Below are 12,300 nucleotides of genomic sequence, written 5' to 3'. Positions count from 1 at the left end.
TATTTAGGTCTGGGGTGTTCTCAATCGCAAATTAACGCTGGTAAATCGGCAGCAGACCGTAGGCGGGAGTCAGCGCTAGGATCGCTAGCGAGGTGCTATAGGTCTGGCCAAAATGTTTTTCGTTGGCGCCGCCCGCAGGCCATCCGCCGCTATCGGTTTGTTCCTCGAGCATGCCGGCGGCGATTTGCGGGAAGATCTGATCCCAGGCGTCCCCGCCGACTTGTGCCATCGCTTGGCTGCTGTAATAGCTGGCCAAATAGTAATAGTTGTTTTGCCAAGGATTAGGGTACGCCCGGCTGCGGAACCATCGTACCGCAGTAGCGACCCCTTCGTGGTCTTGGCGTCCACCCAAGATCAACGTCAGTGTCGCCGAGGCGGTATTGGCCAGAGAGATCTGCGGATTCGATGGTTGCGACTCGACAGGCCGGTATCGAAACACTCCTTTTTCGTGCTGCGACAGATCGCGTTCGTAGCATCGTTGGACAAAATCCAAGCCTTCGTCGAAGTATTGTTTGGGGACATTAAATTCCGCGTTCCGCGCCGACCGCAGAAACATTAACGCCCACCCGGTGACGGACATGTCCGACGATGCCGTTGGGCTTTCGGGATACCCGTACCGCCATCCGCCGTTGTCGGCTTCGGCCGCCTTGGTTCGCGATTGCACCTCGCGGTGATAAATCAACGCCCGATGGATTGCCTCTTCAATTCGTTCGGATCGTTCGCCTGAGCACATTCCATAGACTTCGCCAAGCATCAATCCCGCAATCGAATGGTTGTACACGACGGTCTGCGATGGGGTCAGATGTTGTGACGGAGGAATCACTGGCAACAGGGAAAAGTAACCGCGACGCCGCTGCGTGCTCAGCACAAAGTCGATCCCCCGCGTGATGTTTTCGCCATACGGTCCTTGATCGGGCAGATGACCACGCGAAAGAAACGCCATGATTGCCATCGACGTGACGGCGGGTTGAGCGATCTCGTCGCTGGGGAAACGACCATCTTCGGCTTGTTGGCTGGCCAACCACTTTAATCCACGGTCAACCGAGGACTCCACTCGCGCCCACTGGCTGGCCGGAAGTGCGGCGCTCAAATTTGTGTTGGTTGTGATCACCGAACCGCTGTCTTGTTGTCCATAGACGTGTTGCCCATCGATTATCCCCAGCAAGAACCCGATTGTCGTCAACAGCACCAGCGTACCGATGCAACGTGCACTCGCCTTGATCGAGTCCCCGGAAAAAGCGACAGCGAAAAACCGCCGACATCGATTGCCGTTCTGCAAATTGCTAGTCTTCATCGATTGTCTGCATCAGTTCGCGGATCTGGTCTTGGTATTGTTCGATGGCTTTGCGATAGGCCGCAGGCGGTTGTTTGCCGCGAACCTGCCAAAGCCCATCATCGAGCGTGGAAAGCAGTTTGTTCCATTGTTGATCGGGAATTGCTTTGCCAGCGGAGATCGCTTGCAGTAGCGTCGCGGCCTCGTCCGATTGGACGATTCGCTCCCACGCGGCACGGTCGCCATTATCGTCGTCAGAAAGATCGATCATTTTCTGCACGTCCTCGGCGAGCTGTTCCAAGCGGCGTCGTTGCGCTTCGGTCGTCTTCGGATCGTCTCGTTGTTCTTGGATTTCGACCAACGATTTTTCGAGCATCTGCTGAGCCTTCTTTGCTTCTTCGCGTTTCTCGCGTTGCTCGTCCGATAGCTTCTGTGGCTCAGGCTTGTCCTTTTTGGCGTTTTTAGAAGCTCGCTTCATTTTCATTGCTTCTTTTGATCTTGCTGCAGCGGCCTGTCCCGATTCTCCGAGGGCCCCCGCGCCGCTCTGCTGCCAGAAAACCGAATCCGCGATCACACGCAGATTTCGCGGGCGATTGGGAATCCCCAATTGGGCCGCAATATTAGGCTCGCGTTCGAGTCGTGCTAGAAACTCATCGAGTGTGGGATCGCGAAGGTCGGCAATATTCGGATTTTGCATATCGTATTGGTCCAACGCGTCGACGACGGCATGACGAATCTTGTCGAAGAGCTGTTCGGCGTCGATCAACCGCTCGGTGGCAAGTTGTTGTTGTCGGGCGGCGGAATCGAGTTGCGTCTGACCTGCCCGAAATGCTGCTGCGGCTTGGTTGAACGTGATCGTCTCCATCAACCGATGCAATTGCTCGATCATGACCGCGATCTCGTTGGGGACCGAAGACTCCGCGAACTGTTGAAATTGGCCGTCTAATTCGGTCTTCATGTCAAGCATTTCGACTCGCAACATTTGCGTTTCGACGGCGATGCGATGCTGTTCCGTTTTGACAATCCGCGAAAAAGATTGTTCCGCCAAACTTTGGCTCAATATGGCCCAGGCGTCTGCCTGGTCGGCGACGGTCCGCGTTTCCAACATGCGAGGCTCGACGTAGTCCGTGATCGCATCGACCGCCTCGTTTTCGAACAACAAACGATCGAGCGTTGCAGAGAAGCGGTCGAATTGGGCGACCAGTGTCCGAGCATGATCAACCAAAGAGCTCTTTTCTTCCACGGCCCCCGCCGCTGCGATTACCTTGTCAGCGTCAAAGCTGATGGTGCGAGCGAGACTCGCGATCTGTTTCGCTTGACGAATGACATCTGCGGGGGTGCCAACGGCAGCATCAAGTTCAAGCGGCATTTGCTTTTCGATCCGTTCGGCTAGTTCCGCAGCATCTTTGGCCAACTCCGTTGCCGAGTGTAAACGCAATTCGACGATGATCGTCCACAGATCCGGCTTTTGACTTTCGTCAATCTGTAACCATCCCAACACTTCTTCGGTCGCATCATATTGTCGCTGCGAGATATCGGTTAGTCGGTCTCGCAACGAATTTCGCCGGCGTTTGACTAATTCGAGATATCGGGAAAGCAGTCGCGGATCATCGCCGAGCATTTGCGCGAACTCGTCCATCATCTCGCGACGCAGCTTGACGACTTCCGCGAAGCGATCGAGGTATTCTTGGTCGACCTCGATGATCCCCATTTTGCGTTCGAGCGGGTTACGGTTCTGCCGTGATTCCCGCATCAAGGTTCGTCGCTTCTCGATATAGATCTCGTACATTGTGACGGTTTCGTCGAGCGAACGTTTCAACTTCTTTTCCTGAACCACACGGTCGTAGCGTTTCAGCAAAGCATCCAATAACTCTCGTGCACGGACCACGTGTTGCAGCGACACCGTGGCATCCGCGTCGCTGGCGTTGGGTCGTTGGATGGCGGCGAACACACGGTCTCGGGCCGGAGTGACGTGGGTCCGTGCGATGTCGACCATTTGCAGTCCCACAAAGGCATATTGATTCTGTTTCGTTTGCTCTCGCAGATCCGCGACATACGCTTCGATGTTTCCTAGTCCGACATCCAACCGCCGGAACTGTTCTGCCCGATCCGCATCGGCGATTCGGTGGTCGAGCAATTGCTTCAGCCCCGTTTCGACCTCAGCGAGCATTTTGTCGATCGCGACAACGTTATCACGCACCTCCATTTCTTCGCCAGGAAGATCGTTCGCCTCGGCAATCGCGGCCAATCTTGCGGTAATTTTCAACCGCCGTCGTCCGGTCATCGTGTTTTGGCCGCTACGACTGCGTTGTGGCTCGAGTGAATACTTCGCAGGAGGCGGCGGTGGTGTGTTGCTGGGGGATGGTTTAGCAGTAACATTCTCCAGACTGGATGCCGCCGGCGACGCTGCGTCATCTCGTTTATTCGGCTCGGGCATCGCATTGGAGGGGTCCGAGTCACGTTTTTGAGCCGCTTCCTCCGTGACGACATTATCCTTGTTCGCTACGTCACGATTTGACTTGTCTTTCTCGACGCTGTCGTTTTTGCCAGCAGTTTTGGCGGTTGAACTTCCGTCGCGGTTTTTCGCAGTTTGATCCCGTGGATCGTCGGCAGTCATTTGCGGCGAGTTTGTTTCGCTGGCGTCCCCGCGAGCTTTATCGTCCTCTGATTTTTTTGCGATTTGTTTGTCTGAGGACGCTGGTTCCTTCGCCTTCGGGTTCTGTTTCGAGGCGGGATCGGATGCAGACTGATACGCATCCGATCGGGACGGATTGGCAACGGCGGCCGGATCCTTGTCGGTCTCGTTCGGCACGGTTTGAGGCTTTTCGGATTGCTTGGCAGTGGAATCCGCTAGTGTTGGCATCCGATCAGTGTCATCGCTGTCTTGACGGGCCAGTCCTTCTTCGTTGGCTTTAAGCGACGTCGCATTGCTTTTGGTGGCCGGATCGTCAGCTGTTTGCTTCGGTATCGCTGCGATCCGCGTCCCATCTTGGTCGCCGGTATTTGGAGCAGGCGGCGACGAAGGATCCGGCGGCGACGGCGAATCAGGCGTCGAGGGCTCTGCGGCGGGGACATTGCGATTGTCAGAAACGCGGACTGCATAACTGATTTCGCTTCCTTCCGGCAAATTTAGCTCCTTTAAATCGAGCTGGGTTTTCCACATCACATGCTTTTGCATCTTCTGGTCGCCAAGCGGAATTTCTTTCACCGCGACGACTTTTGGATTTCCCTCGGCGTCTTTCTGTGTTTCGTCGTAAATCACCAACTCCGCGGTGGCAATTCCGTGATCGTCATGGGCTTCGAATTCGATCTCGATCGTTTCATCGACGGCGACCGCCATCTCATCGGTCGGGCTGATGACGCGTGCAACAGGAGCTTTGTCTTCGATCACGTCGATCCGGCAGAACGTTTTTCGTTGGTTGGTCAATCCATCGCGACTCTCTAACATAGGACGAATCACGACATCGTCGATCAGTTGCATGCGGAATTGGTACCATCCATCCGCATCCGGCACTAAGTCTTGCACCGTTTCATTCTGCGACGTTTGATCGGATTCCACATCGCGGACCGATTGCTTTGGTGCAGCGATGGAAATCGAAAGGCGTTGCGGAGATTCAAGAGGCTTGATCGCCAACGTCAGATAGCTGCCCTGGACAACCTTGATACGTCGTGGAAGTAGGTCGCGATGCACGCTCGGACGATCGGTATACTCAGGGAACTCGATTGAAAACTGCAACTCTGCAATCTCAGGGTAATCGATCGCTTGTACATGATTCCAATCGGTTTGTGCGTCGCCCGAGCGAATGCGGTAGCTCAGCGATTGATCGACACGCAATGGGTGCGAAAACTGATCCGCTATTTCGTCGTCCGGTCGCAGTCGATGTGTTTGTTCATGCCCCTCGTCGTCTCGCAGCGTCAACATCGCCATCGAACGACTCACTCCGCTCAGCTTCGTGACCAGATTGATGGTGTCACCGCGAGGCACTCGCAGATCACCCGTCACATTGGTTAACTGTGTCGCGGTAATGTTCGTCGTGGGATTCCAGAACCGCTGCAACAAAATTGAAATTTGTTCGGGACTAGCTGCAATCATGCCGACAAGGATGATGCCCATGATGGCGGCGGCCACAATCGTCCGTCGAAGTGGGACCGGCGACGCAATTGCATCGGGGCGGACAATTCGCTCCATCGCGATTGCTTCGCTGGTGACCTGGGCCGCCATCGCCTTGGCAGTTGCCGAATCAGCGGATTGATCGCGTGTTGACAAACTTGCGACCGTAGACCAACGCTCTTCCAATTGGGGGACGCCGACGTCGACACAACTCGCGGCGTGATGCCATCCCAATGATCGACGGATCGGATTGATTCCCATCACGATCACCATGATCACCGTTGCGATCAACGTTGATGACGTCATCAACAGTCGCACCGGGGGATTCATGAACGGAAACAACCAATCCAGTGCCATCGATAGCATCATCAATGAAAGCAACACGCACCATCCGACCGAAAGGGCGCGGATGGCAGCGTAGATTGCGTGCCGCCATCGAACCGATCTCAGTTTGACGGTCATAACAGAGGGTAACGGACGCGTAGAAATTGAAGCTGACACGATTACGAAAGCCCTCTCCACTTGCGAATAATCCATTCGATTTGCAAACACCCAAACACGAGCCACAGATACCGCCAACGCAGCCATAACGGTTGACGCTGGACGCGGTGGGTGACGATCGGATCCAAATTCGTCAGCTCGATGATTTCGCTCACTGCGGTGGGCGGTAAAACTTGGCCACCACTCAATTCCGCGACTTGTCCCGCCAACACGCGATTGCACCGCGTATCGACAAGCTCGGTGGGCAAGTCAGCCTGTACTGTAAAGGTGGCTGACGCGATTTCCGGGGTGGCTTCGGCTGCGTCGATTTCCGCAAGCGAATCAACCAAACTGCCACCCGGTTGAGCCTGATAGACCCCCGGTGCCAACGAGCGAATATCGGCTCGATAGTGGCCTGGACGCTCCGGGTCCGCCGCCAGTGGAACCATTCGCTCGTCATCACCCGAAATCAGACGCAGATTTAGCACATCGGTTGCACCGCTATCTTCGATCACGGGGTTGCCGTCGGAGTCAAGCAATTCAACTTCGACATCCACGGTCTGGTCGGTTTCATAGAGCGTCTTGCTGGTGCGAATTCGTACTGAACGGTTGCCAGCGGACAGATCCGATGCGATTGCCCATCGCATCAATTGACCCCAGAAACGATAGTGCAACTGATCGCCACGCAAAAAACGCAAACGGTAGGTATCTGGTCCGGCTAAATAGACGACACGGCCTCGCCCCACCGGTTGCCAACACAGGAACGTCGAATCGGACAAGTCGGCATCACTTGCGTTGGCGCCGAGGTCACGGGGGGCCGCCGCGATCAAACTGCGAGCCGTTGGCAGCGGCGACCGCCAACGCGATACTTGATGGAGCGGTGAAAAACGATTGACAAAGTCCCATGCATCGCGTGTCGCCGAATCCGTTTCGCCGATCATTAGCGCCACGTGCGATCTTCCCTGCTCAGTCACGCGGAAGGAATATTCACGATTTACCTCGTCAGCTTCCTCGACCGGGCGAACCGGCACAACCTCGGCTAGCGGATGGTCCACATAAGCCTGGGGCATCGCAGCATCGCCAGCGATCATGATCAATGTGCCACCGCGAGTCCGCAAGTATTGCCGTAGCGACTCTTGCGATTGGGCCGGGAAATGATCGGGATCGATGTCGCCCAAAATAACGACATCGTATTGATCCCACTGGTCGACGGTGATCGGGAACGTTTTCGTTTCCTCACGACGACCGGTTGCGATCACTCGCGGATGGTAGAGCAATTCGTCGACCTCGACCTTATCATCGCGACGAAACAACTGTGCCAGATAACGATATTCCCAGCGTGGATGTTCATCCGAGAGCAGCACCTTAATGTCACTCCGCGTCACGTTGATCTCAACTTCTCCGAAATTGTTCTCCAGCGTCATTTCGCCATCAAGCGGTTCCACGGCGATTTGAAAGTTAGCCGTACCAATTTCGGAGACACGCTGGTCAAATCGAACGCGGTGGCTAGCGGAAGCCGAGTCAATCAAAACATTTCGAAAATCGATGACTTGCCCGTCCTGCATCAGTTGCACCAGACAAGTCTCACCCAAACACTGGTAGGCTTCCAAATGGGCCTCGATGACCACTGCGTCGTTTCGCATTGCAACGATCGGGGCACTGGTCGAAATCAAATCGACATCCCGCAGTCGCGACGGGTTACCAATGGGGACGACGTACACCGGGGAACCTTCCATCTGTGTCGCAATTTCTGTTGGCTTTCGCTCGCTGGCGTGATTGTGTGCGACGTCTGAAAGTACAAAGGTTGCCGCGACCGGTTGATCTTGCCGCATTCGATCGACATGTCGCAGCCCTGCGGACAAATCCGTTGCCTTCACCAAGTCATCGCGGTCCGCCAATTCGCTTAGAAACATCTTTGCTTCGTTGTCGCCCGAAAGATCACGCGGCGCGTCATCAAAGAAGCTCCAATGAACGTCCGCAGTTTCTTTGATCGAATCCAAACTCGCATCGCTAAGCTGGTTTAAGAACGCGGCGACACGCTGGCCGCGGGCTCGGTGTTGGAAGGCGGTTGATGCGACCCCACCACGGTCATGCGACGCAGAGGCATGCTTGGAAAGTTGCTCGGCAAGCTCGATCGAAACTCGGCGTGCAATCGCCGTTCGTCCCACCAGATCGGTAAGCCCTTCACGCCAACCGGCTTCGCTAGGTGTGCGATCTCGCTGCAGCGTCTGGGCAAGATCAACCAACGCATCGCACTCGGGGCTCTCCAGCAGCGTCGACAAACGAGCAAGCAATGGGACGATCGTGTCTGAATCCCGCACGTCGGCAGATGTTCCCACGTCACGGATTTGATTTAAATGCATCCTCGATCGTGTAATCGCCTTGCTGGCCAAACGAACATGCTCGCTTACCAAACGTTCGCCGCCATGTTTTTCGAGGTCGCTGATCGCAGCGGACAATTCGTGATGGGCCACTCCAAGTCCCGCGATTGTCCGGTCTGCCAGTGCGATAGGCTCAGTAAGCGACGAATCGGTGTGCCCGCCGTGGTTCGAGAGCGCCCAACGCAGATCGTCCGCCGTTCCAGATGGATCGACCGTCGCCATGCTGGCACTGACATCGGATAGAATGACCACCGCCTTTTTCGTCGATGTCGATTCTTCAAGAACACTTGTAGGAGCGAGCAACATCCAAAGCGCGGTTGCAATCGCAAGCACGCGAAGAAGCAAGAACAGTGACGTGGTCTTCGCTCCCAAAATGCGTCGTTCGCGATACAAAGCCCACACCATGACGGCGGCGCAAATCAGCGTGACCAAGACAATCAGCGGAAGATTGAACGGGTGTTCGAGCGTAATGTATTGCTGGGTGGTGGTTTCCGTGGCTCCCATCGTTCAATTGACCTCCGATGGTTGTGCGTCAACGTGGGACCTGCGTTCGGTTAGGTTCGGTTGGCCCGAGACGGCATTGTCGATCGTCACTCCCAACGTGGGGGCATCCATTTCGGAATACTCGGGGATTCCCGCCACACCAAAACGCTCGCGAGCCAGAATGCCCGAAAGGACTAATTCGCCAGTGATCAGCAAAATCAGTCCCGTCAATAGATAAGGCCACAGCGGATCGGATTGCGTCGACGCCGTCGCGGACAACCGCTCGATTGACGGGTTCGCGGTGGTCGAAGCCGCAATCTGCTGAATCGCATCGGAACTAAGCGGAACCAAATTCGATTCATCGCTGCCTCGTAGCACTTGAAACGGAATCGCTCGATCGGCGAGCCCGATTTCCAACTCGTAGGCGCCTGGCAATCGAGTTCGGCTCGACCGGAATTCGAATCCATCGTCACGTTGATTGGCGGTCAATTCGATCGCGTCTCCGTGCGGCGATCTGAGAATCGCCGTTGCGGCATCCGCATTGGCTTGCTCGGACGCATCAGTGTACGGTACGCGAAAAACGATTGGTTCACCGGGTTGCAGGTTGTACTGCGTCGCGCGAGGCTGCGCAAGATAGTCGATCCAGTCGCGCACCATCACCACGAATGACTGGGTGCGAGCAAGATCGCTCCATTGCAATCGCAGCGGAACCGCTTGCACGATCACTCGCCCCCGTCCGACAAAATTCTCCGCCGCCAATGGCTGGCCATTACTGAGTTTTAGCAGCACTGACAACGCTTTACTGTTCTCGTTGGTGACGAGTTGGAAACGCCGGCGGATCACTGCGTCGGCTAAATCAAGCTGTTTGTCATCGGTCAATTGACGTGTCGCCGGGTGCGTACTGCGAAACGGGTCGATTTGAGTGCGCCGGCGTTCCGTTTGCTCTGGATCGGAATCGTCCGCTGCGTCCGCTGTATCCTCGGCGTCGACGATGCGGTCGATTTTTAAGGGGGACAGTCCACCGGCGTCGGCAAACAACGAGTGGTTGAAGGAATCGACGTCGGTCCGAGGGCCAAGTCCGATCCACAAACCGCCTCCATCGGAGACAAATTCACTAAGGATCGCAACAACGTCCTCGTCCAATCGCGTCAGGTTGGGGATCACCACGACGCGCTGCTGAGAAAGATCCATCGTCGCCAATTCGGATGGCGAAACCAGCGTCGGGACATAGATCGAATTGTCACTCAGCGGGACGCCGTCGATCCATCCCAACGCCGCCTGGACAAAGTACGAATCTTGTTGCATCTCGGCGAGTTCAAACGCGTTTTCGACGATCACCACTGGGACACGGTCGACGACTTCCACCACCGTACTAAAATGGTTGTCTGCGATTAGATCGTCCGAATGATCCAGCCGACAACTAACGCGGTACGTCCCTGGTGTCGTGAACGTGTGCTCCCAATTCACTTCGAGTGATTGCGAAGCGTCAATGGAATCAATTGCCTGTTGGTCTTGTTCGGCTCCATTAATTTTCCAGTGAAGCGGGGCGCCGTTAAACGCGTCGCTTCCGTAATTATGCAGCCGAGCTGTCATCGTCACCGGCTGGTCCACGCCCACGATCGTTCGCCGAACGACCATTTGATCCACCGCCACATTCCCCTTGGACGCAGCCTCTTGGGACTCCGAATCGTTGAACGTATCTAGCCGAACGGTTTGGATTTCGGTTCGAACGGGTGAATCGTTCAAAACTTCGTGAAAACGTTTCCAGCCGGCTTCATCGTCGAGTCCCCAATCGGCAGCTTGTCCGTCCGTCAACACGACAATGCGACGCGAGGACTGCGTCGGTTGGTGTTCGGCTTGCACCGCAGTGAACAGTGCCGCCAACAGATCGCTGCGGCCTCGGGTGGCCTGCAGCTGCTGCAATTCGGACTTGATCCACTGTCGGGTTCGCCGATCGCTTCGGACCGGCCCTGTCCCAGTCCACATTGGATACGGTGCCGCGGTCAAGACACGGACGTCATCCGAATTTGGCAATGCCGTCACCATCTCGATCGCATGATTGATCGCGCTGCCAATCACCGTTCCTGACGGATCCGATCTCAACATCGACATCGAGTTATCGACAATAAAGATGGTCTCGCCTCGCTGGTTACCTGCTAAAAATCCCGATGGCAGCAAGGGGCGTGCGAGCGCGAACACGAGTGCGGCAATCGCCAAACAACGCAGCAGCAACAGCAGCCACTGTTTCATACGCCGGGCACTGGTTTTTCTGGCCGATGCCTCCATCAAAAACTGCATCGCACCCCACTGGATCACCGTATTTCGGCGTCGATCAAACAGATGCAACAGTAGCGGAGCGGCAGCCAAAGGCAGAGCAAACAAAAATGCAACGCTCAGGAAACTCATCGTCGTTTCGCTCCTTTGCGTGCCATGCGGTTCCGCAGAAACCAGCCAAGCGTGTCGGCCAAATCAACCGCGGTCGTCAAGCGGACATAGTCGCCACCGAGGCCCACCACGGTTTCTTCTAATTCCGCAACGAAGCGTCGCATCCGTTCCAAGTACTGTTGGCGGACGGCGGGTGGATCCAAATGAATCCGTTGCCCCAAAACTTCTAATGACTCAAACGCCGACCAACGGCGAAAGTCAAACGTTAACTCTTCGGGGGCCAATACATGCATCACCACGACGTCATGTCCGCGAGCACGGACAATCCGCAGCGCGGTCGTAAGTTCCTGAAGATCGCCAAAACAATCCGAGAACAGCACGAACAATCCGCGCCGTCGTTGCCGAGCCGCACAATGTTGGATCTGCTTGCCTAAACTTCCTTCGTTATCGGGGGCCGCCTCGCTGGGCTGCGCCGACTGCAGCGTCGCTAAGATCGCTCGCAGATGCGCTGCATGTTGTTTCGCTGGAACGAACGCAGAATGATTGTCGTGCAGAATCGTCAATCCGACCGCGTCGCGTTGATGCAGCAAAAGCCTCGCCAAACAGGCCGCGGCTTGTTTGCTGTATTCCAGCTTGCTCTGCGTCGACAATCCAAACTTCATCGAGCCACTCGCGTCGATCGCTAGCATCGCATGCAAGTTCGTTTCTTCTTCGAATTGGCGGATGAAATAGCGATCGTTCCTTGCATAGACCTGCCAATCAATTTGTCGGATCTCGTCACCGGCGGCATATTGCCGGTGTTGGGCGAACTCGCAGCAGCCTCCTTTGGTCGTCGAACGATGCTTGCCCGCCAATAACCCATCCACCACACTCCGCGACAACAGTTCCAAGTGACCGATTTGGTCCAAGACCCGCGGGTCGACCAAATCGCGATAAGGCGACGGTGACACAGCGGGTGTCGGCGTAAGATCGGTAGGCGGACGACGACGAAATCGAGTGAACATGAAGTGGGGAGGTGTCGTGGGTGAAAATCGTGAGAGGAAATGAGTGAGGCCCATCGGATGTTTAAGTGGCGGTCGATGTTACGTAGTGGATCCACGCTTTGGCGGCATTTACCGTAGTGGACAAGGCGACGAGTCCCTTTTGGCATTTTCCGTAGTGGACGAGGCAACGAGTCCTTTTTTGGC

Annotated in this window: 5 protein-coding genes; all 5 read right to left on the bottom strand. The window is 55.7% G+C overall.

Annotation, left to right across the window (positions count from 1 at the left end; all coding sequences use genetic code 11):
* Positions 1 to 31: 31 nt before the first annotated feature.
* Genes ABEA92_RS23260 through ABEA92_RS23240 form a run of 5 tightly spaced genes read right to left on the bottom strand, consistent with a single transcriptional unit; the run spans position 32 to position 12,117 of the window.
* Positions 32 to 1,294, bottom strand: coding sequence for a prenyltransferase/squalene oxidase repeat-containing protein (locus ABEA92_RS23260; RefSeq protein ID WP_345686713.1), 1,263 nt, complete (start codon positions 1,292 to 1,294; stop codon positions 32 to 34).
* Positions 1,284 to 5,846, bottom strand: coding sequence for a hypothetical protein (locus tag ABEA92_RS23255; protein WP_345686711.1), 4,563 nt, complete (start codon positions 5,844 to 5,846; stop codon positions 1,284 to 1,286). Before ABEA92_RS23255 ends, ABEA92_RS23260 begins: the two co-directional genes overlap by 11 nt.
* A gap of 41 nt (positions 5,847 to 5,887) precedes the next feature.
* Positions 5,888 to 8,749 (bottom strand): hypothetical protein, encoded by a 2,862-nt coding sequence (locus tag ABEA92_RS23250; RefSeq protein ID WP_345686709.1) that lies wholly within the window; start codon positions 8,747 to 8,749, stop codon positions 5,888 to 5,890.
* A gap of 3 nt (positions 8,750 to 8,752) precedes the next feature.
* The gene (locus ABEA92_RS23245) at positions 8,753 to 11,134 is read right to left on the bottom strand and encodes a BatA domain-containing protein (RefSeq protein ID WP_345686707.1); all 2,382 of its coding nucleotides are present in this window, start codon (positions 11,132 to 11,134) and stop codon (positions 8,753 to 8,755) included.
* The gene (locus ABEA92_RS23240) at positions 11,131 to 12,117 is read right to left on the bottom strand and encodes a DUF58 domain-containing protein (protein ID WP_345686705.1); all 987 of its coding nucleotides are present in this window, start codon (positions 12,115 to 12,117) and stop codon (positions 11,131 to 11,133) included. Before ABEA92_RS23240 ends, ABEA92_RS23245 begins: the two co-directional genes overlap by 4 nt.
* Positions 12,118 to 12,300 lie beyond the last annotated feature (183 nt).

The sequence above is a fragment of the Novipirellula caenicola genome (assembly GCF_039545035.1).
Taxonomy (GTDB): domain Bacteria; phylum Planctomycetota; class Planctomycetia; order Pirellulales; family Pirellulaceae; genus Novipirellula; species Novipirellula caenicola.
The sequence above is the reverse complement of the archived record's forward strand: the minus strand, read 5'-3'. Positions and strand labels throughout refer to the sequence as shown.

Excerpts from the sequence above, each read along its gene's own strand:
- ABEA92_RS23260 (WP_345686713.1), bottom strand. The coding sequence starts at position 1,294 with ATGAAGACTAGCAATTTGCAGAACGGCAATCGATGTCGGCGGTTTTTC.
- ABEA92_RS23255 (WP_345686711.1), bottom strand. The coding sequence starts at position 5,846 with ATGACCGTCAAACTGAGATCGGTTCGATGGCGGCACGCAATCTACGCT.
- ABEA92_RS23250 (WP_345686709.1), bottom strand. The coding sequence starts at position 8,749 with ATGGGAGCCACGGAAACCACCACCCAGCAATACATTACGCTCGAACAC.
- ABEA92_RS23245 (WP_345686707.1), bottom strand. The coding sequence starts at position 11,134 with ATGAGTTTCCTGAGCGTTGCATTTTTGTTTGCTCTGCCTTTGGCTGCC.
- ABEA92_RS23240 (WP_345686705.1), bottom strand. The coding sequence starts at position 12,117 with ATGTTCACTCGATTTCGTCGTCGTCCGCCTACCGATCTTACGCCGACA.